This window comes from Rhizobium sp. L9 (assembly GCF_002531885.1).
Taxonomy (GTDB): Bacteria; Pseudomonadota; Alphaproteobacteria; order Rhizobiales; family Rhizobiaceae; genus Rhizobium.
This window is the reverse complement of sequence record NZ_NWSZ01000048.1, coordinates 1-19976: the sequence shown is the minus strand read 5'-3', so window position 1 is coordinate 19976 and position 19976 is coordinate 1. Positions and strand designations below refer to the sequence as shown.

Genomic DNA, 19976 nt, shown 5'->3' with positions numbered 1-19976 from the left:
GGCGCCATGCGGCGTCCGGGGAAATGCTTGATAGTGATCTGGCAAGGTTGGCGCTTTAAACGCCTGACTTGGTCCCTCGCAGGATGTGCGCGGGCGCCGGCCTTGATGCTCTCGACATGACTTCAAACCCCGAAGTGCTCATGCGGTCGTTCGGGGCAGCGCAACAGCGCGGATCATTCCGCTGCATGCACGCGACCTTCCGGACACCCCGCCCGTGGACGTTTCATTCAAGGCAGGTCTCCTGGCTCACGGGTCGAAGCACCTGCCCAGCCTTCCCGAGGCATCATGCCCCAGTGACCCGAAATCGGACAGTTGCTCTCCGCTCACAGTTGCGGGGGCAGCTCCGGCCTTGCCCCACCCTCATGGCGAGACGCACCGTATTCCCGTCTTAGCCCGCGATCCTCACGAATCGAAGGAACCTTGAACACTAGATATAGTACGCGAATCGAAATTCACGTCAACGGATGGTTTGTGCGTTGCGTTACGGCAGGTTTGAAATCACTGCGTTCCTGTGAAAAACATGGATAATGAAGTCTTAAACAAAACGAACTGTGGAGAAGGCCTGAACGACGAGAGCCGGCCTGTAGCCGGCTCTGCGGTTTTCGATTCCGGATCGGCCCTAATCGGCGCTCCGAAGAGGAAAGGATTTATTCCTCTACGCGGAGCAGCCTGAGCGCGTTGATCGTAACCAGCACGGTGGCTCCGGTATCGGCGAGAATCGCCGTCCAGAGCCCGGTGATCCCGATGATCGTGGTCACCAGGAAGACAGCCTTCAGCCCGAGTGCAATGGTGATATTCTCGAGGATATTGCGCATCGTCCGCTGCGAAAGCGCGATCATTCGCGCCACGTCGCCAACGCGCCCGTGCAGCACGGCGGCATCGGCCGTCTCCAGCGCCACATCGGTGCCGCCGCCCATGGCGATACCGATGTCGGCGGCGGCGAGCGCCGGCGCGTCGTTGATGCCGTCGCCGACCTTGGCGACTATGAAGCCCTTGCGCTTCAATTCGCCGACGACCCGCTGCTTGTCCTCGGGCATCATCTCGCCCCGCCAGTCGATGCCGAGCATGTCTGCGACCGCTGCCGCCGTCCGCTTGTTGTCGCCGGTCAGCATCATCGCCTTGACACCGGCCAATTTGAGCGCCGAGAGCCCGGCCGCGGCGTCCTCGCGCGGCTCGTCGCGCATGGCGATCAGGCCGGACGCAGCGCCATTGACGAGCAGCACCGACACGCTCTTGCCCTCATCATTGAGCCCTGCAATACGCGCCTCCTGTTCCGCGTTAAGTGCCGCCCGCTCGCGGGCGGCTGGCGGCGACAAGAGATCAACTGCCTCGCCGCCGATTTTGCCGGTGACACCCTTGCCCGGCAGCGCTTCCAGCTCGAAGGCGGGTGGCACGGGCACGCCGTCCGCCTTGGCGCGGTGGAGAATCGCCTGTGCCAGCGGATGGCTGGAGCCCTGCTCGAGCACCGCCGCGCGCGACAGGAGCTGCGCCTCACCCAATCCAAAGGAAAGGATGTCGGTCACCCGAGGCTTGCCTTCCGTCAGCGTGCCCGTCTTGTCGAAGGCGACCATCGTCACCTTGCCGAGCGTCTCCAGGACCGCACCGCCCTTCATCAGCAGCCCGCGCCTCGCGCCCGCCGACAGCGAAGCCGCGATCGCCGCCGGCGTCGAGATGACGAGGGCGCAAGGGCAGCCGATCAGCAGGATGGCAAGACCCTTGTAGATCCACTCACTCCACGCGCCGCCGAAGAACGGCGGCGGAACGACCGCGACCAGCGCGGCAACGACGACCACACCCGGCGTGTAGTAGCGCGAAAACCGCTCGATGAAGCGCTCCGTCGGCGCCTTCGATTCCTGCGCTTCTTCCACCAGCTTGACGACGCGGGCGATAGTATTGTCGGCAGCAGCCGCCGTGACGCGAACCCTCAGCACCGCATCGCCATTGACCGTACCGGCATAGACCACGGCGTCGACGCCCTTGCGCACCGGCGTGCTCTCGCCCGTCACCGGAGCCTCGTCGATCGCGCTCTCGCCTGATACGATGACGCCGTCGGCAGAGATGCGATCGCCGGGGCGAACCATGATAACCGTGCCGACGGCAAGGCTTTCAGCCGGCACCTCTCGCATCTGCCCATTGTCTTCGAGCAGCGCGGTCTTCGGCACCAGGGCCGTCAGCGACTGTATGCTTTCACGCGCCTTGCCCGCCGCCACGCCTTCGAGCAACTCGCCGACGAGAAACAGGAATACGACCGTCGCCGCTTCCTCGCCGGCATTGATGATAACAGCGCCGACGGCGGCGATCGTCATCAGCATCTCGATCGAGAACGGCGTGCCGGAGAATGCCGCCATGACAGCGCGCCGCGCGATCGGAGCCAGACCGACCAGCATGGCGACGATGAAGGCGTAGGACGCGACCGCCGGCACCAGATGGCCGACGGCATAGGCGGCAACGAGCGCCGCACCCGAAAAAATGGTCAGCCGGCCCTTCCTGCTCCGCCACCAGGGACCGGTCATCGGTGCATCGTCGTGCCCATGCGAGCCTTCGATTTCCTTCTCGTCATGGGCATGGTCGTGATCATGCCCGGCATGGTCGTGATCTCCATGGCCATGAGCGGCATGATCGTGATGATGGTGCCGGCGGTCTTCACGCGCAGGCGTCGCATTTCCGGCAAAGGGCGAAACGGAATAACCAAGCCCCGTCACCTTCTTCTCGACCGCCTTGAGATCGCTGCTGCCGTCATGCCGGATGGTCATGGTGCCTGTCACCACCGAGACTGAGACATCGGCAACGCCTGCTATGCGCCTGACTGCGGTATCGATCTTGCTCGCGCAGGCGGCGCAATCCATGCCACCGACCCTGTATCGTGTCTCGCTCGTCTCAGCCATATCCGCTTCCTTGTCAAACAGAAGCATCCCTCCTACATCCTCTAGCGACTAGAGGTGCAAGAGAAAAATCATGAAAAAGATCACGATTGGCGAGGCGGCCCGCCGCAGCGGCGTCAAAGTGCCGACGGTGCGCTATTACGAGAGCATCGGCCTGCTTGCGGCCCCGAGCCGCAGCGAAGGCAACCAGCGATCCTTCGAACCTGCCGACATCAGCCGCCTTGCTTTCATCCGCCACGCGCGCGAGCTCGGTTTCGAGATCGAGGCAATCCGCACGCTGCTCACGCTGCAGGATGATCCGAACCAGTCCTGCGCCTCGGCCGACGCCATCGCCAAGGCTCGCCTCGTTGAGGTTGAGCAGCGCATCCGCAGCCTGATGGCTCTGAAGGCCGAGCTGGAAATGATGGTGGAGGGCTGCGGCCACGGCCGCGTCGACCAGTGCCGCGTCATCGAGATTCTCGCCGACCATGGTCAATGCACGCATTCTCACCATTGACGAACCTGCACCCTTGCAGGTGAGCGGCGGCCGCGCCAAAACTGCGCCGGAAGGAATCGGGCGAAGACATCATGAGCCAGAAACGGATTGCAGTCATCGGTGGCGGCCCCACGGGTCTTGCGGCTGCCGAGCTGCTTTCGCTCTCCGGCCATGCTGTGGCGATCTACGACGCCATGCCGACCTTCGCCCGCAAGTTCCTGCTGGCCGGCAAGTCGGGCCTCAACATCACCCATTCCGAGGATTATGCCCGTTTCGTTACGCGCTTCGGAACGGCTTCAGCCCGTCTGCGTCCCGCTCTCGACGCCTTTACTCCCGGTGATATCAGGGATTGGGCCGCAGGGCTCGGCACCGAGACCTTCGTCGGCTCCTCCGGCCGGGTTTTCCCCAAGGTGATGAAGGCTTCTCCTTTGCTGCGTGCCTGGCTCAAGCGGCTTGAAGAGCGGGGTGTTGCGTTGCGCACCCGCCATCGCTGGACCGGCCTTGTCGAAGACGGTTACGTTTTCGAAACGCCGGAAGGGCGTAGCATCGTCCATTGCGACGCCGCCCTGCTGGCGCTTGGCGGCGCAAGTTGGCCGCGCCTTGGCTCGGATGCCGCCTGGCTGCCCTGGTTGGCCCAGAGGGGCGTCGAGATCGCTGCTTTCCGGCCCGCCAATTGTGGCTTCGTCGTCGACTGGAGCGCCGGCTTCAGCGCGCGTTTCGCCGGCGAGCCCGTCAAGTCGGTCACCGCCACATCCGAAGCCGGCACCTTTCCCGGCGAGTTCGTCATCACCGGCAGCGGCATCGAAGGCAGCTTGGTCTACGCCCATGCGGCCAGCCTCCGCGACCGGCTGCTGCACCACGGCAGCGCTGCCCTGACGCTCGACCTCGCCCCGGGCCGGACGATCGAAAGGCTGGCGCGCGATTTGACGCGGCAGGACACCAGGTCGAGCTTTTCAAACCGCCTGCGCAAGGGTGCCGGGCTTGAAGGCGTCAAGGCGGCATTGCTGCGCGAACTCGCGCCGGACCGCGACCGAGCCGATCCCGAACGTCTCGCCGGCGTGATCAAGGCTCTGCCGGTACCGGTTCTCGATACAAAGCCGATTGCCGAGGCGATCTCCTCTGCAGGTGGCATCCGCTGGACCAGCATCAACGAAGACTTCATGCTGAAGGCGCTGCCCGGCACCTTCGTCGCCGGTGAGATGCTCGACTGGGAGGCGCCGACCGGCGGCTATCTCCTCACCGCCTGTCTGGCGACCGGCCGTGCAGCCGGGCGCGGCATCGAGGCTTGGTTGCCGCGCTAGAACAGAATCGGGACAACAGCTGTTCCCCGATCAGGCCGAGGCCGGATGAAACGTCAAGGCAAGACCGTTCATGCAGTAGCGAAGCCCGGTTGGTTTCGGGCCGTCATCAAAGACATGACCGAGATGGCCGCCGCAACGGCTGCAATGCACAGCGGTCCGCGTCATGCCTAAGCTGGTGTCGCGCTCCGTGCCGACGGCGTCTTTAAGAGGCGCCCAGAAGCTCGGCCAGCCGGTGCCGCTGTCGAATTTGGTCGCCGAGGAAAACAGGTTCTGGTCGCAGCCGGCGCAGGCGAACTTGCCGTTCCGCTCCTCGTGCAGCAAGACGCTGGTGAAGGGAGACTCCGTCCCCGCCTGGCGCAGGACGGCATACTGATCCGGCGTCAGCAGCTTGCGCCATTCCGCCTCGCTGTGCGTCACCGCGAAGGTCTCGCCGGCGATCGCCTCACCGATCAGGCCCAAGCGAACTGCCATCGCTCCGAAAGCGGCGCCCATCAGCAACAATCGTCTGTTCAACATGGTCGATTCTCCTCGCCGGCAAACTTCGTTTCTGCACAGAACTACGGACAGGAGCAGTCTTTTGTTACAACGAAGACGGCACGAACACCGAAATGTGAATTCAGTCCTTTCGTCGGGAAGAGTCGGGGATTGAGGACCGCCAAGTGCGGGCTGATTGCAAACCCGCGGCTTTTCCACCAGACTGCGCTGAATTTCGGTGGGAGGAGCCGATGCACGAACACTCTGCACATGCCGAGCACGTCTACACGTCGGCCCAACGCGACTCCGCCGCCGCCAGTTCTCCGGTGGTCGCCTCCTGGCGGCGGTGCATGACGATGCACCAGCTCGCACCCGAGGACGAACGGGCGCCGCTGCGCCTGACCGACGAGGAGTTCCGGCGCGCCCGCGAGCAGTCCGGGCAGCTGATTGCCAGCGCGACGGAAGAGCTCGATCGTCTCTTCAGCACCGTCGGCAAGGCCGGCTGTTGCTTGCTTCTGACGGACAGGAACGGCATTGCGCTGGAGCGCCGCGGGGCTGCCGGCGACGACAAGGAATTTCACGAACTCGGCCTCTGGACCGGCTCAATCTGGACCGAGGCGAGCATCGGCACCAACGGCATCGGCACGGCGCTCGCCGATGAACGCGCCGTCGCCATTTTCCGCGATCAGCATTTCTTCTGCGCAAATACCAGCCTCAGCTGCACGACGGCGCCGATCCGCGATCACCGTGGCCGGTTGGCCGCGGCGCTTGATATCTCTACCTGCCGCAACGACGTAAACGAGATGACCTTGGCGATCCTGACGCAGACCGTGCGCGATGCGGCCATGCGCATTGAACTCAATCTCTTTCGTTCGGCCTTTGCAGGCGCCCGTTTCCTGATGGTCCCGAGCCCCGCCAATTCCGCCGCCGCTCTGCTCGCTGTCGATCGGCACGACCTCGTGCTCGGCGCAACCCGCGCCGCCCGCATCGCGCTGCAACTGGACGACAGGCGGATCGCCACCGGCATCCCTGCCGCCGATGCCCTGCATGAGGCTGGGGTCTCGCAGCAGGAGGAGATCATCGAAGCCGAGAAGGCAGCCTTGCTGCGCGCGCTGTCGCGTACTAGCGGTAACGTTTCGCAGGCAGCCGCAGCACTCGGGATCAGTCGCGCCACTCTGCACCGAAAGATGAAGAAGTTCGACCTTCACTGAGCACGCCCACGAAGGTTCCATCGACATGCGGTAATCACGACACGATCCTGTCGCATCCCTGCGACAGTGTGCACTGCGATATGGATGACATGCTCTGTTCCGGCCGCTGAAACATGCGCATTTTCCTCACACTGGTTCGCTTGGGAACCTGGACCATCAAGGGAGGATGACATGCTTCATCAGAAAATCGTAGAATCGCCATTCAAGCTGAAATACGGCAACTATATCGGCGGCGAATGGCGCGAGCCGGTCGAAGGCAGATACTTTGAAAACGTGACCCCGGTCACAGGCGGCAAACTCTGCGACATCCCGCGCTCCGATGAAAAAGACATCAATCTCGCGCTCGACGCGGCCCATGCGGCCAAGGAAAAATGGGGCCGCACGTCCGCCGCCGAGCGCTCCAATATCCTCATGAAGATCGCCCAGCGCATGGAAGACAAGCTGGAACTGCTTGCCCAGGCAGAGACCTGGGACAATGGCAAGCCGATCCGCGAAACCATGGTGGCCGACATTCCGCTGGCGATCGACCACTTCCGCTACTTCGCCTCTTGCATCCGCGCCCAGGAAGGTTCGATCGGCGAGATCGACCATGATACCGTCGCCTATCACTTCCACGAGCCGCTCGGCGTCGTCGGCCAGATCATTCCGTGGAACTTCCCGATCCTCATGGCGACGTGGAAGCTGGCGCCGGCACTTGCCGCCGGCAACTGCGTCGTGCTGAAGCCGGCCGAACAAACCCCCGCTTCGATCCTGCTCTGGGCCGAACTCGTCGGCGACCTCCTGCCGCCCGGCGTGCTCAACATCGTCAACGGCTTCGGTATCGAGGCCGGCAAGCCGCTCGCGACCAGTCCCCGCATCGCCAAGATCGCCTTTACCGGCGAAACGACGACCGGCCGGCTCATCATGCAATATGCCAGCCAGAACCTCATTCCGGTCACTCTGGAACTCGGCGGCAAATCCCCGAACATCTTCTTCGCCGATGTGATGGCCGACGACGACGATTTCCTCGACAAGGCGCTCGAGGGCTTTGCGATGTTCGCCCTCAACCAGGGCGAAGTCTGCACCTGCCCGAGCCGCGCCCTCGTCCAGGAATCGATCTACGACCGCTTCATGGAAAAGGCCGTCAAACGCGTCGAGGCGATCAAACAGGGCAACCCGCTCGATCCGCAAACGATGATCGGCGCCCAGGCATCTACGGAGCAGCTTGAGAAGATACTCGCCTATCTCGACATCGGTAAGCAGGAAGGCGCCCAGGTTCTGGCCGGCGGCTCGCGCAACGATCTCGGCGGCGAATTGGCGAACGGCTATTACGTCAAGCCGACGATCTTCAAGGGCCACAACAAGATGCGGGTGTTCCAAGAGGAGATCTTCGGACCTGTGGTCTCGGTCGCGACCTTCAAGGATGAGAAGGAGGCGCTCGAAATCGCCAACGACACGCTCTACGGTCTCGGCGCCGGCGTCTGGAGCCGCGACGCCAATCGCTGCTACCGTTTCGGCCGCGAGATCCAGGCGGGCCGCGTCTGGACCAACTGCTACCATGCCTACCCCGCCCACGCCGCCTTCGGCGGCTACAAGCAATCCGGCATCGGTCGCGAAACTCACAAAATGATGCTCGAGCATTACCAGCAGACCAAGAACATGCTGGTCAGCTACAGCCCGAAGGCGCTCGGTTTCTTCTGAGATGTTTTCATATGGGAGAGGTTCAAAACCCCTCCCCACAAGGGGAGCGGCTTATAATGCCGCTCCACCAGCTTTCCCTACCGAAGTCTCGGCAAGGCGATACATCGCTTTTAGAACGAGGCAGTTCAACAAGTTAAGTCCCTCCCCCTTGTGGGGAGGGGTCGGGGAGGGTTTCTTTCTTCCCCCAAACTTTAGGAGGAAGAACCATGGAAACGACCGTCGACGGCGAACCGCGTGTTCTCGCAACCGATGCGGCCCTTGATCTGATTGCAGAAATCAAGCGGGACCATCCCGATATCCTCTTCCACCAGTCCGGCGGCTGCTGCGACGGCTCTTCACCGATGTGTTATCCTGCCAATGAATTCATGGTCGGCGACAGCGACGTCAAGCTCGGCGAGATCGGCGGCGTGCCGGTCTATATCAGCGCCAGCCAGTTCGAAGCATGGAAACACACGCAGCTCATCATCGACGTCGTGCCGGGCCGCGGCGGCATGTTCTCGCTCGACAACGGCCGCGAGAAACGCTTTCTCACCCGTTCCCGTCTCTTCGGCGGCGGCGAGGCCTGTGCCGTCCCGGATGCGACGGTCAGGACGGTGTGACATCTGCCGCCCGCCAGATGCAACGGTTTTACACACGGGAGAGGGTCTGAGAACTCGCGATGCTCACCCAGGTTCCGGCCGAGAATTTCGCCTGTAGTATTCCCATAGTACCTGCTGCTCGGCGGTCTTTGTTAATCTTCGCCTGTTGGTTCCAAGGAGGATGCGATGCCAGCTTCTAAGATCCTGATGATCACGGGTGACTTCACCGAAGATTATGAAACGATGGTGCCGTTTCAAACGCTGCTCGCCTGCGGCTATACGGTCGACGCCGTCTGCCCCGGCAAGAAGGCGGGTGAGACCGTCGCCACCGCCATTCACGATTTCGAGGGCGATCAGACCTACTCGGAAAAACGAGGTCATAATTTCGCACTGAACGCCACTTTCGACAGCGTGCGGGCGGAGGATTACGATGCCCTGGTCATCCCCGGCGGCCGCGCGCCGGAATATCTTCGCCTCAATGCCGACGTCATCAAATCGGTCCGGCATTTCTTCGATGCCGGAAAACCCGTTGCAGTCATCTGCCATGGCGCGCAGCTGCTTGCCGCCGCCGGCGTGCTGAAGGGCCGCACCTGCTCGGCCTATCCCGCCTGCCGGCCGGAAGTCGAACTTGCCGGCGGCATTTACGCAGATATTTCAATTACCGATGCGATCTCGGACGGCAACCTGGTCACGGCGCCGGCATGGCCGGCGCATCCCTCCTGGCTGCGGCAGTTCATGGCCGTACTCGATGCCTCGTCAATACCCGAGACCAACGCCGCATGACGAGGCGGCACCGAGAGGACGACATGTGTGAGCTCTTCATCAAGGCGAATGCGCGGCTGTGAGAAAGCACCACCCGATCGCTGCGCATCGACGGCATGGTCACCAGCGTGAGGCTGGAGAACTTCTTTTGGTCGAAGCTCGAGGAAATTGCGCGGCGCGACGGCATGAACGTCGTGCAGTTGATTACCCGGCTGCACCATGAATCGATCGATGCCGGCCATGATCTCGGAAACTTCACGTCCTTCCTGCGCGTCTGCTGCGCTCGCTATCTCGACCTGCAGCTCACCGGTGACATCCCGGCAGATGTCACCCGCCCGATCTCCGAGTTGGATGCGCCGGACATTCTCGGCCGCGAACGGGAAAAATATCACTGAATCCCAACGCGACGGAGCTGGATGATGACGGGCGGAGCTCACTGCTCCGCCAACGTTCTCAAGATACCTGACTGGCGCGGTTGCGCAGGGGTTGCGTTGCGGCGCAGCCTGGACCAACAATGCGCGGCGTCCAGCAACGGCACCGTCAGGAGATCACTTGCCATGAACGACCAGAAAGCCGTGATCGTCACGGGAGCCGGCGGCAACCTCGGCAGCGCCGTTGTCCGGGAGCTTGCCGGCGCCGGCGTGAAACTCGTCTGCATGAACCGTTCGAGCCAGGAGCTGGAAACTTTGGCCGGCGAGCTTCCCGCGTCCAGCGAGTTTCTATCGATTGCCGGAACGGATCTCACCGATTACGCCTCCTGCGCTGCCGCCGTCGCCCGAGCCGTCAAGCGCTTCGGCGGCGTAGGCGCACTGGTCAACACCGTCGGCGGGTTTCAGATGGGGCCGGTCGGGCCGGAAGCCCCGGCGCAATGGGATACGATGATGACGGCAAACGCCCGCACCGCGCTGACGATCAGCGCGGCGGTTCTCCCGACGATGAAGGCTGCAGGCTACGGCCGCATCGTACACGTCGCTGCGATGCCCGGCCTGAAGGCCGGTCCTAACCAGGCCGCCTACGCAGCCTCGAAGGCGGCCGTCATCCGGCTGACAGAAGCGCTTGCTGCCGAGTGCCGCGACGACCGCATCACCGCCAACTGCATTCTGCCTGGCACGATCGATACCCCCGAGAATCGTGCTGCCATGCCCAATGCAAAAACGGACGCCTGGGTATCGCCGCAGTCGATCGCCCGGCTCATCGCCTTCCTGATATCGCCCGCCGCAGCCGTCGTTACCGGCGCAGCGATTCCGGCGACCGGCCGCGAATAACAAAGTCTTCCTTGGCTTGCAGTGCCCGCGCCTGGGGGCAGATGCCGTCTGGCGTGAGATATGGTCCTTTTGTATTCTGGGTGGCGACAAGGGCCGGGATTAGGGGGCGAGCTTGTTTCAATGAAAAGGCGAGATGGCCTCTGCATGAAGGTAGGCGGTCCGGTTTTCGGACCCTTTGTTCGATTCCTGTCATGTGGCGGGTAGGATAGCGGGCGGGACACGATGATGTTGTTGATGATCGCATTGCGGCGGAATCTGCGGAATTGCGGTGGTCTCGATGACTGACAGGCCTGCAGTGCGCGCCGCGGGCAGGATCGGCCTGCGCGAGGAGTGGTTCCTCGGCGTCAGCGTCACAACCAGCCTGATATTCCTCGCATTTCCGGAGCAACTTTTCCGGCGGCTTGCCGATCCGTTTTGGTTCACCGTCGTTTTCGCATGGCTGTTTGCCGTCGTGCTCGGCTCAGCTTTGTCTGTCGTGCGGCATGCGGATCACCTGGCCGAGCGGCTGAAAGAGCCCTACGGCACGCTCATTCTGACGCTAGCCATAACCTCGATCGAAGTCATGGCGATCTCCGCCGTCATGATTCACGGCGAGAACAATCCCACGCTTGCGCGCGACACTCTCTTTGCGGTCGTCATGATCATCCTCAATGGCATGGTCGGCCTGTCATTGCTGCTGGGGGCGTGGCGGCGGCCGGAACAACAGCATAATCTCCAGGGCGCCAACGCCTATCTCGGCGTCATCGTGCCGCTGGCGACGCTCAGCCTCGTCATGCCCACATTTCTCGCCGGTCCGGACGGCCAGCATCCATCGGCGCCGCGACAATTGATACTGGGCATCATCTCGGTCGGCCTTTACGCAACATTCCTGTTTCTCCAGGCTGGCCGCCATCAGGATTATTTCACCACCGATGGCCATCGCCATGAGCATCCCGGCGAACAGGCCCTTTCGCACCGGCCGGTCTGGCCGCATGCCGCTCTGCTCTTCGCCTATATGGGTCCGGTGGTCTTTCTGGTCGAACAGCTTGCGCGGCCGATCGATTACATCATCGAAACCCTGCATGCCCCGACCGCGTTCGGCGGCGTTGTCATGGCCATCCTCGTTGCAACGCCGGAGGCGATCAGTGCCGTGCGCGCCTCCATCGCCGATAATCTTCAGCGCTCCGTCAATATTTTTCTGGGTTCGGTCTTATCGACGATCGGACTGACCGTGCCGGCGATGCTCGCCGTCAGCCGTCTTTACGGACACCCGGTCACCCTTGGGCTGGAACACGGTGATCTGGTGATGCTCCTGCTCACCCTTGCCGTCAGCATCATTACCTTTGCCAGCGGTCGCACTCATCTCATGCAGGGCGCCGTCCATCTGGTGCTGTTCCTGGCTTACGTGCTGCTCATCTTCCAGCAGTGATCTCCGCTCTGGAATGAGGAAGTAAAGAGTTCCACGCTCCCACTGTCTTCCGCTATGATGACCGTATTCTTGTATAGAGCTTGCAAGCATCGCAGCTTGCAGCATTGTCATGTCGGCACGGAGACAGGGCTTGAGCTCACTGTTGCTTGGCGGGCTTGTATTTGTTTTTCTGTCGGCGGCAACATCGATCGGAATGATGTTGCGCGGCCGCTTGCCGGATCATCATCTCAGCTCGGAATCCAAAGATGCCATCAGGCTCGCAACCGCGGTGGTAGGAACGCTGTCGGCCTTGGCCCTCGGTCTGCTGATCGCATCCGCCAAATCGAGCTATGACAACGCCGAAGTGGAGATGAGGACGGCGGCTGCGCGGGTTCTCCTGCTCGACCGCGTCATGGCGCAATACGGCCCGGAAACGGATCGTGCGCGCCAGCTGCTGCGTCAACTCATCGAAAGGAGGCTGAGCCGCGGCTGGACTGCCGAGACCACCGATAAGCCATCGGGCGGAGCGGCAGGGGAATACCAGGATATCGAGGCGGTTCAAGGTGATCTTCGATCGCTCTCGCCGCGCAATGCCGTGCAGCGCTCCATCCAGGCGCGCGCACTCGATGTAAGCGGCATGGTGGCCGAAACTCACTGGCTGCTGGTCGAATCCGGCAGCGAGGGCTTGCCTTGGGCCTTCCTTGTCGTGGTCGTCTGTTGGCTTTCGCTGCTTTTCACGACCTTCGGGCTCCAGGCACCACCGAACCCGACGGTGCTGGCCATTCTCCTTGTCTGCGCCTTGTCGGTCGCCGGTGCCGTCTTCCTAGTTTCGGACATGGCCAATCCTTACATCGGCCTGGTCCGCGTTTCCGACGCACCCTTGCAGTCCGCCCTGGAACGTCTGGGCAAACCGTAGTCACCTCACGATGGCGGCTGGACCGGCAAGAGCCCAACACTGCGCTCCGCCTCTGCGAAGCAGTTCAATTGTGCATCAAGGACTATTGCAATTATTAGCAATGCCGCGACATAATATCACATGCCTTGAACCTTCGGCTGGCCGGTGGGGGTCGCCGTCGAGGCACGCATCAAAGACTGAGCTCTTGACATGTCGAGGCAGCGGCAATGCGTGGGGGATTGCATCAGGGTCTGCGATTTTTTCTGACACTTGCCGGCTTGGTGCTCCTCGCCGGCTGCGAGGAGGGCGGAAACACTTATGTTCCTCCGCCACCGCCTGTGGTCCGGGTCGCACAGCCCGTCCAGAAACCGGTAACGCTCTATTTCGAGCTCACTGGAAATACCGCGCCGCTCAATGCCGTCGATATCGAGGCGCGCGTCCAGGGCTATATCCAATCCATCGACTACCAGGACGGCATGATGGTGAAGAAGGGCACCAAGCTTTTCGGCATCGAACGCGACACCTACCAGGCGCAACTGGATCAGGCGAAGGCATCACTCGCCTCACAACAAGCCTCGCAGGTCGGCGCGAAGCAGGAATATGACCGTCAGCTCAATCTGTCGAAGCAACAGGTCACCACCCAAACCGCGGTCGACAGCGCCAAGGCAACTCTTGACGAGGTGAATGCAGCCATTCTCAACGCCCAGGCCAATGTCGATCTGGCGACGATCAACCTCGGCTACACGGAGGTGCTCGCTCCCTTCGATGGCATCGTCACCGACCACCTGGTCGACATCGGCACGCTGGTCGGCGTGTCCGGCCCCACCAAACTCGCCAGCATTGTCCAGACCGATCCGCTTTATGCCTATTTCAACGTCAGCGAAACGCAGGTGTTGATGATCAAGGAAACTCTGGCAAAGCAAGGACATACTTTCAGGCAGACGGACCTTCCAAGCATCCCCGCGGAGATCGGTCTGCAGACCGAGGAAGGCTATCCGCATAAGGGACATCTCGACTACGTGTCGCCTCAGCTCGATGCCTCCACAGGCACGCTTCAGGTGCGCGCGCTGTTCGACAACAAGGACCACGCCATGCTGCCCGGCCTCTTCGTCAGAGTTCGGGTGCCGGTCGGCCACGATGACAAGGCTCTGCTGGTGCGCGACGACACGATCGGAACGAACCAGCTTGGCACCTACGTACTGGTTCTCGGCAAGGACGATGTTATCGAGCAGAAGCAGGTCAAGATCGGGCAGCGTGAGGGCGCGCTCCGGGTCATCCAATCCGGCCTCGATCCGGCTGACTGGGTGGTGACCCAGGGAATTCAACAGGCCATTCCCGGCAGCAAGGTCACCGCCGAGAAGATGGATATGAACCCGACGGCCAATGCCGCCGGCGATGCCAAGGCAGACACGACCACGCAATGAATTCGCCACCACGCCTTATCTGAACGTTCGAGGGCAACAGCATGATCTCGCGCTTCTTCATCGAGCGGCCGGTGCTTGCCAACGTGCTGGCATTCGTCTTCGTGCTGGTCGGCGCGGTTGCCCTGTTCCGGCTGCCAGTGGCGCAATACCCCAATGTCGTCCCGCCGACGGTGCAGGTGACGACGCGATTCCCCGGTGCCAGCGCACAGACGCTTATCGACACTGTCGCCCTGCCGATCGAGCAGCAGGTCAACGGCGTGCAGGACATGCTGTACATGCAGTCCACCAGCGCCAGCGACGGTACCTATTCGCTGATCGTGACCTTTGCCATCGGAACGGATCCGGACCAGGCGCAGGTTCTGGTGCAGAACCGTGTCGCCATAGCAATGTCGTCGCTTCCCGAAGCGGTGCAGCTTCAGGGCGTGACGACGCAGAAGAAATCAACGGCGATCCTCGGCTTCGTCAGCCTGACCTCGCCCGACAGCCGCTACGACAGTCTGTTCCTGTCGAACTACGCCGTCATCAATCTGCAGAACGAACTCGCCCGCCTACCTGGTGTCGGCAACGTGACGGTGTTCGGCGCCGGCCAATATGCGATGCGGATCTGGATGGATCCCAACCTGCTGCAGGCACGCGGCCTGACGCCGCAGGATGTCGTCAATGTCGTGCAGCAGCAGAGTCAGGAGGTCGCCGCCGGCCAGATCGGCATTCCGCCGGTGCCGAAAGGGCAGGTCTTCCAATACACGCTGAATGTCAATGGCCGGCTGAACGAGGCGGCCGACTACGAGAACATCGTCGTCAAGGTCGAAAGCGGACAGGGCGGCCGAATCACGCGCGTCCGCGATATCGGCCGCGTCGAACTCGGCGCCCAGACCTACAGCCAGTCCTTCACGCAAAACGGCCGGCCGGCCGCCGGCATCGGCATTTTCCAGCTGCCGGAGGCGAACGCCATTGCGGTGGCGAAGGTGGTGCGCGCCAAGATGGAAGAACTCTCAAGGAGCTTTCCGCCGGGTCTCGAATATCACATGCCATTCGATACGACGAAATTCGTCGAAGCCTCCATCGACGAGGTTTACGTCACCTTGATCGAAGCTGGCGTACTCGTCCTCATTGTCATTCTGGTTTTCCTGCAGGATTGGCGGGCGATGCTCGTGCCCGCGACGACCGTTCCCGTCACCATCGTCGGCGCCTTCGCGGCCATGGCGGCATTGGGCTTCACGGTCAATCTGTCGACGCTCTTTGCCATAGTCCTCGCGATCGGTATCGTCGTCGATGATGCCATCGTCATCGTCGAAGGCGTCGCTCGTCACATCGAGGCCGGCATGTCGGGCCGAAAGGCCGCTGAGAAAGCGATGGAGGAGTTGCTCGGCCCCGTCATCGGGATCACGCTGGTGCTAATGGCTGTCTTTATTCCGGCCGCCTTCCTGCCCGGCCTGACCGGCCAACTCTATCGGCAGTTCGCGCTCGTCATCGCCGCCACCGCCCTGATCAGCGCCATCAATGCGGTCACGCTGAAGCCGACGCAATGCGCCCTTTGGCTTCGCACGCCGGTGCCTCCCGAAAAACGCAATGTTCTCTATCGCGGCTTTAATAGGGGCTATGACTGGGGTGAACGCCACTATGCCGGCCTGATCGGAGCGATGACCCGCCACAGCGGCATTATGGCCATCGCGGCGCTCGCGCTGATCGGGGTTGCGGTCTGGGGCCTCACCCGCTTGCCGACGGCGTTCTTGCCCTTGGAGGATCAGGGCTATGTGCTGATCAGTGCGCAATTGCCGGACGGCGCATCGAAAGAGCGGACGGATTCTGTGATGGCAGAGGTCGGCAAGATCGCCGAGGCGACCCCTGGCGTCGATCAGGTGTTGACCATCAGTGGCCTTTCCGTTCTCGACAACAATGCCAGCCTGCAGAATGCCGGCGTCGCCTATGTCGTCCTCAAGGATTGGGATGAGCGCGGTAAGGAGAAGGGGCAGGACCTGCTGTCGATCTATCGGCATCTGAATGACGCTCTGCAGCATGTGCTGACCGCAAAAACGCTGGTGGTCGTGCCGCCTCCGATACAAGGCGTCGGCAATGCCAACGGCTTTACAATGCAGGTGGAACTCAGGAACGGCGTATCCGATTATCCGCTGCTGCAGACGCTTGCCGACACGATCGTCAAGAACGGCAACGCCCAGTCATCGCTGCAAAGGCTGAGCACGCCGTTTCGCTCGAACGTGCCGCAGCTTGCGGTCTCGGTCGATCGCATCAAGGCGGAGACGCTGGGAGTCACGGTGGGCCAGGTGTTCTCCGCTCTCTCCGGCTATGTCGGATCGAGCTATGTTACGCAGTTCAACAAATTCGGCCGCACCTTTCAGGTCTATGCGCAAGCCGCTTCCGATTTCCGGGTCAGTCCCGAAGACATCCGTAATCTGAAGGTCAAGGCCGGCGACGGGACGATGGTGCCGCTCGGCACCGTTGTTGAGGTCACCATGACACAGGGTCCCTCACTGATCAGCCTCTACAATCTCTATCCCACCGCCACCATCGTCGGCGGACCAGCCGCCGGTTTCAGCTCCGGCCAGTCGCTGGAGGTCATGGAGCAGATCGCCGACCATACATTGCCGGCGGGAACCGGTTTCGAATGGACGGCGCTCTCCTATCAGGAGAAGGCTGTGGGCGGTCAGATCTATTTCATCTTCGCGCTTGCCATGCTGCTCGTCTATTTCGTGCTGGCCGGCCAATATGAAAGCTGGATCCTGCCGCTGGCGGTCATAGCGGCCGTGCCGCTCGCCCTGCTCGGCACGGTGGCCGCACTCACGGCAGCGGGCGTCGCCAACAATCTCTACACCCAGATCGGCCTCATCCTGCTGATTGCGCTTGCGGCCAAGAATGCCATTCTCATCGTCGAATATGCGCGTGAAAAACGGACGGAAGGCATGGAAATCCTGGATGCAGCCGTCGAGGCCGCCCGCCTGCGCTTCCGGCCGATCCTGATGACCTCCTTTGCCTTCATCCTCGGTGTCCTGCCGCTCGTGCTGGCGACAGGTGCGGGCGCATCGGCCCGCAAGTCGATCGGCATATCGGTCTTCAGTGGCATGATCGCTTCGACCTGCCTCGCCATCCTCTTCGTCCCTTCCTTCTACGTGCTGCTCCAGCGCCTAGAGGAATATTGGAGGCGACGTGGCGCGACCGTAAAGGCGGCCGCGCCCATGGCGGAGGCAGAGATATCGAATGTCGGGTAAAGCAATCGCAGCTTTATTGGACGATCACCTGCACATAAACACTGCCGCTCTTGGCATAATAGTAGGCGCCACATCGATAATAATAGCCGCCGAAATAGGGACCATAGCGGCACCCCGCCGGAAGCACGGCGATAGTCGTCGTCGTGCGCGTGACGACCCGCCGCGTCGTCCGGCGGGCCACGCCCGCATAAGAGAGCGGCGTCAGCGGCCTGCCGATGACGGCGCCCGCCGGCGTGCCGAAGCCGACCGACAATGGCATGTATCCCTGCCCCTCAATGCGAAAATCGGTGAATGTCAGCACGCCGGCAACGCTGAGTGCGAACAGCAGCTTGTTATAGGTCATTTCGCTTCTCCCATTTCGGCGGCGGCCGGAACCTCATCAAGCGATTGCAGTTCGCTCAGATCGACCGTCTTCGCGCTGGCAGGAATCTCGATGGTGTAGGCAACGGCTGCGACATCTGCTCCAATTTTGAAATCACGGATTTCGAGCGTGTATTGCGGCGCCTGGACGACATGCTTGCTGGTGATGACGTAGCGGCGCGGTATCGGCTGCGAGCCGGTCTGTATCCAGATCTGCCAGTCGATTTCGGCCGTGCGGAAGGCAAGGTATTCGCATTCGACGCCATCGACGAAAGCACTGGAAATATGTTTGGCCTCCGTCACATCGGACATGAGCTCGTCATAGACGTTGGAGGATAAAAGATCAGCGCCCGGCGCTTCGACGCCCGCTGTCATGAGCCTGTCGATCAGATCATCGAGCGAACCCTTGCCATCGATCTTGGCGTAAGCGTCGAGATTCTTGCCGTGTACTGTCAGCGACGAACCATCGAAACTGACGTCGAGATCCGCGAAGCCACCGGTCCTCGCCACGCGCAACTTATCGGGACGGGTTAGGTTGGCGGTCCCCGAACTCACGAACTGGAGCTTTTCGAAGGCGGGCGTCACCGCTTCGAGCGAAGATTGATATGTGAAGGAGATCGTCTCCTGCGCTGCCAGAAAATCGGACATCTTCTTGAGCAGCTCTTTTGCATCATCCGCCCAAGCGCTTGTCGGCAGCACCAAGCTTGCGGAAACCGACGCATATATAAGCATCCGCTTCAATTGCGGAAAAGGGAAAGTCGATGACATGGCAATGCCTTTCGTTCGTGTCGTCATTGATTTCATCGAATTGCAGACTGGCTGGCGGACCTGCCGGAGCCGGACATGAAATGTGTGAGATGCAAGGCATAGAGGCGGGCAACTTCCGTCTGCGGTCTTGGCCAGATCGCACTCGCGGAAATTTCCGTTGGAGCGCGATCACCCCATTCTGCATGCAAGTTTCGGCTGGGTGCTACAATCCCGAGGTCAGGACCCGATGACAGGCCGGCGACACCCGCTGCAGATTGTTCCGCAGACAGGCGATGCCTCGTCCTCCCCCCAAAGGCACCATGCGGCACAAGGCCCGGAAATCCGCTCCGCAGGTTTCCCGCAGGATCATCACTTCCTCGCGCGGTGAGAAGGCCGGCATCATTGCTTGCGGAGCCGGCGTGATCGCGCCCGTGGCGCCTGCACCGCCGGTCGTCGGCGCACCCGTTCCCCCCAACGCGGCGACCGCCTGCTGGCATGGCGCCGATAAAGCGGCGTTATGCTCCTGCAGGCAACTGAGCGCCGCGGCGCCTCCCGGCGTTACCCCGGAACATTGCGCCATAAAATCGCGCTGGCAAGCCGATTTGACCGCATTTCGCTGTGCCTGCGTTGGCTGATGCGCCGGCGCCCCGGTCGCGGCCGCCGGAGCGCTCGCCGTCGTATCCGCAGGCGCAGCCGGCGCCGGCGCCGGCTGCGCCGATGTCGATTTAGGTTTTGCAGTCACCGCGGAAACCGCATTCCGGCATCCCGCCGAAAGCGAGGCGCTATGCTGCTGCAAGCAGGTAAGCGCCTCCATTCCTCCTGGCGTCACCCCGGAGCATTTGGCGATGAAATCGGAGCGGCATTCCGCTCGGATGGCGTCACGCTGTTCTTCGGTCGGCGCTTGCGCATATGCAACCTCGGTGAAGAGCACCACTGCGCAGAACGCGGGCAACGCGGCGATTGCCGATAAAACACGGCGCCTCCCATATGGAGACGTCAGTAGAGAAGATCGCCATTTTCGCATGATTCCCCCCCATAGATCTGAACTACTTCATGAAATCGAACTGCCCTTTGAATAGAATAATAGGCGCCGCCGAATGGACGGACGTTGCTTGCTGCTAGGGAAATATAAGAAGCGCCTGAACTACATATATTAGAATATTATCCTTTTAGCAACTATTTCGTCGTCACCTGAAGATCGATACAACTGATTGGACTATCGTTTCTGCGGCGCTAGAGCCTGCTGCTTTCATACGGAAGCATATCCTGAGTTTGTAAGGTAGTTTGCGCATTCTGCTGGCGAGAAGCAGT

17 protein-coding genes and 1 riboswitch are annotated in these 19976 nt (G+C 61.7%); of the genes, 12 read left to right on the top strand and 5 right to left on the bottom strand.

What is annotated here, in order from left to right; all coding sequences use genetic code 11:
• Nucleotides 1–213 precede the first annotated feature (213 nt).
• Nucleotides 214–438, bottom strand: a riboswitch (cobalamin riboswitch).
• A 209-nt stretch (nucleotides 439–647) separates the two neighbouring features.
• Complete coding sequence (locus tag CO660_RS31030; protein WP_097601765.1) at nucleotides 648–2885, bottom strand: heavy metal translocating P-type ATPase; 2238 nt, start codon at nucleotides 2883–2885, stop codon at nucleotides 648–650.
• Between the two features lie 70 nt (nucleotides 2886–2955).
• Between CO660_RS31030 and CO660_RS31025 the strand changes: the two genes are divergently transcribed.
• Entirely contained in the window at nucleotides 2956–3378 is a 423-nt protein-coding gene (locus CO660_RS31025; RefSeq protein WP_085779586.1) for a helix-turn-helix domain-containing protein, read from the top strand.
• A 71-nt stretch (nucleotides 3379–3449) separates the two neighbouring features.
• Entirely contained in the window at nucleotides 3450–4658 is a 1209-nt protein-coding gene (locus CO660_RS31020) for a TIGR03862 family flavoprotein (protein WP_097601756.1), read from the top strand.
• A gap of 30 nt (nucleotides 4659–4688) precedes the next feature.
• Here CO660_RS31020 and msrB read toward each other — a convergent pair whose 3' ends face one another.
• On the bottom strand, nucleotides 4689–5174 hold the full coding sequence (msrB, locus tag CO660_RS31015) for a peptide-methionine (R)-S-oxide reductase MsrB (RefSeq protein WP_097601755.1): 486 nt from the start codon (nucleotides 5172–5174) through the stop codon (nucleotides 4689–4691).
• Between the two features lie 209 nt (nucleotides 5175–5383).
• On the opposite strand from msrB, the gene CO660_RS31010 reads away from it, so the two are divergent.
• The 10 genes from CO660_RS31010 to CO660_RS30965 all read left to right on the top strand — a co-directional run bounded on the left by CO660_RS31010 (nucleotide 5384) and on the right by CO660_RS30965 (nucleotide 17558).
• Entirely contained in the window at nucleotides 5384–6343 is a 960-nt protein-coding gene (locus CO660_RS31010; RefSeq protein ID WP_097601754.1) for a helix-turn-helix domain-containing protein, read from the top strand.
• A gap of 171 nt (nucleotides 6344–6514) precedes the next feature.
• Complete coding sequence (gene adh, locus CO660_RS31005; RefSeq protein WP_097601753.1) at nucleotides 6515–8023, top strand: aldehyde dehydrogenase; 1509 nt, start codon at nucleotides 6515–6517, stop codon at nucleotides 8021–8023.
• Between the two features lie 206 nt (nucleotides 8024–8229).
• A complete protein-coding gene (locus CO660_RS31000; protein WP_085779591.1) occupies nucleotides 8230–8622 on the top strand; it encodes a DUF779 domain-containing protein in 393 nt (130 codons plus the stop codon).
• Between the two features lie 165 nt (nucleotides 8623–8787).
• Nucleotides 8788–9384 carry a DJ-1/PfpI family protein gene (locus CO660_RS30995; protein ID WP_097601752.1) on the top strand — a complete coding sequence of 199 codons (597 nt, stop codon included), beginning with the start codon at nucleotides 8788–8790 and terminating at the stop codon, nucleotides 9382–9384.
• Between the two features lie 80 nt (nucleotides 9385–9464).
• On the top strand, nucleotides 9465–9758 hold the full coding sequence (locus CO660_RS30990; protein ID WP_245421411.1) for a ribbon-helix-helix domain-containing protein: 294 nt from the start codon (nucleotides 9465–9467) through the stop codon (nucleotides 9756–9758).
• A 162-nt stretch (nucleotides 9759–9920) separates the two neighbouring features.
• Nucleotides 9921–10628 carry an SDR family NAD(P)-dependent oxidoreductase gene (locus CO660_RS30985; protein ID WP_097601751.1) on the top strand — a complete coding sequence of 236 codons (708 nt, stop codon included), beginning with the start codon at nucleotides 9921–9923 and terminating at the stop codon, nucleotides 10626–10628.
• Nucleotides 10629–10905: 277 nt separating this feature from the next.
• Nucleotides 10906–12036: a calcium:proton antiporter gene (locus CO660_RS30980; RefSeq protein WP_097601750.1), complete on the top strand. Its 1131-nt coding sequence runs from the start codon at nucleotides 10906–10908 to the stop codon at nucleotides 12034–12036.
• Between the two features lie 130 nt (nucleotides 12037–12166).
• Nucleotides 12167–12931 carry a DUF4239 domain-containing protein gene (locus tag CO660_RS30975; protein ID WP_097601749.1) on the top strand — a complete coding sequence of 255 codons (765 nt, stop codon included), beginning with the start codon at nucleotides 12167–12169 and terminating at the stop codon, nucleotides 12929–12931.
• A 206-nt stretch (nucleotides 12932–13137) separates the two neighbouring features.
• On the top strand, nucleotides 13138–14334 hold the full coding sequence (locus tag CO660_RS30970; protein ID WP_097601748.1) for an efflux RND transporter periplasmic adaptor subunit: 1197 nt from the start codon (nucleotides 13138–13140) through the stop codon (nucleotides 14332–14334).
• A 41-nt stretch (nucleotides 14335–14375) separates the two neighbouring features.
• On the top strand, nucleotides 14376–17558 hold the full coding sequence (locus CO660_RS30965; protein WP_097601747.1) for a multidrug efflux RND transporter permease subunit: 3183 nt from the start codon (nucleotides 14376–14378) through the stop codon (nucleotides 17556–17558).
• A 13-nt stretch (nucleotides 17559–17571) separates the two neighbouring features.
• Here the strand turns inward: CO660_RS30965 and CO660_RS30960 are convergent, their stop codons facing one another.
• The 3 genes from CO660_RS30960 to CO660_RS30950 all read right to left on the bottom strand — a co-directional run bounded on the left by CO660_RS30960 (nucleotide 17572) and on the right by CO660_RS30950 (nucleotide 19689).
• On the bottom strand, nucleotides 17572–17901 hold the full coding sequence (locus tag CO660_RS30960; RefSeq protein ID WP_097601746.1) for a hypothetical protein: 330 nt from the start codon (nucleotides 17899–17901) through the stop codon (nucleotides 17572–17574).
• The gene (locus tag CO660_RS30955; protein WP_097601764.1) at nucleotides 17898–18686 is read right to left on the bottom strand and encodes a DUF2092 domain-containing protein; all 789 of its coding nucleotides are present in this window, start codon (nucleotides 18684–18686) and stop codon (nucleotides 17898–17900) included. Before CO660_RS30955 ends, CO660_RS30960 begins: the two co-directional genes overlap by 4 nt.
• 202 nt (nucleotides 18687–18888) lie before the next feature.
• Entirely contained in the window at nucleotides 18889–19689 is an 801-nt protein-coding gene (locus CO660_RS30950; RefSeq protein WP_097601745.1) for a hypothetical protein, read from the bottom strand.
• Nucleotides 19690–19976: the final 287 nt, after the last annotated feature.

Coding starts and splice junctions, on each gene's coding strand:
- CO660_RS31010 (WP_097601754.1), top strand. CDS start 5,384: ATGCACGAACACTCTGCACATGCCGAGCACGTCTACACGTCGGCCCAA.
- CO660_RS31000 (WP_085779591.1), top strand. CDS start 8,230: ATGGAAACGACCGTCGACGGCGAACCGCGTGTTCTCGCAACCGATGCG.
- CO660_RS30965 (WP_097601747.1), top strand. CDS start 14,376: ATGATCTCGCGCTTCTTCATCGAGCGGCCGGTGCTTGCCAACGTGCTG.
- CO660_RS30985 (WP_097601751.1), top strand. CDS start 9,921: ATGAACGACCAGAAAGCCGTGATCGTCACGGGAGCCGGCGGCAACCTC.
- CO660_RS30955 (WP_097601764.1), bottom strand. CDS start 18,686: ATGTCATCGACTTTCCCTTTTCCGCAATTGAAGCGGATGCTTATATAT.
- CO660_RS30980 (WP_097601750.1), top strand. CDS start 10,906: ATGACTGACAGGCCTGCAGTGCGCGCCGCGGGCAGGATCGGCCTGCGC.
- CO660_RS30960 (WP_097601746.1), bottom strand. CDS start 17,901: ATGACCTATAACAAGCTGCTGTTCGCACTCAGCGTTGCCGGCGTGCTG.
- CO660_RS31030 (WP_097601765.1), bottom strand. CDS start 2,885: ATGGCTGAGACGAGCGAGACACGATACAGGGTCGGTGGCATGGATTGC.
- CO660_RS30995 (WP_097601752.1), top strand. CDS start 8,788: ATGCCAGCTTCTAAGATCCTGATGATCACGGGTGACTTCACCGAAGAT.
- CO660_RS31025 (WP_085779586.1), top strand. CDS start 2,956: ATGAAAAAGATCACGATTGGCGAGGCGGCCCGCCGCAGCGGCGTCAAA.
- CO660_RS30950 (WP_097601745.1), bottom strand. CDS start 19,689: ATGCGAAAATGGCGATCTTCTCTACTGACGTCTCCATATGGGAGGCGC.
- CO660_RS30970 (WP_097601748.1), top strand. CDS start 13,138: ATGCGTGGGGGATTGCATCAGGGTCTGCGATTTTTTCTGACACTTGCC.
- CO660_RS31020 (WP_097601756.1), top strand. CDS start 3,450: ATGAGCCAGAAACGGATTGCAGTCATCGGTGGCGGCCCCACGGGTCTT.
- msrB (WP_097601755.1), bottom strand. CDS start 5,174: ATGTTGAACAGACGATTGTTGCTGATGGGCGCCGCTTTCGGAGCGATG.
- adh (WP_097601753.1), top strand. CDS start 6,515: ATGCTTCATCAGAAAATCGTAGAATCGCCATTCAAGCTGAAATACGGC.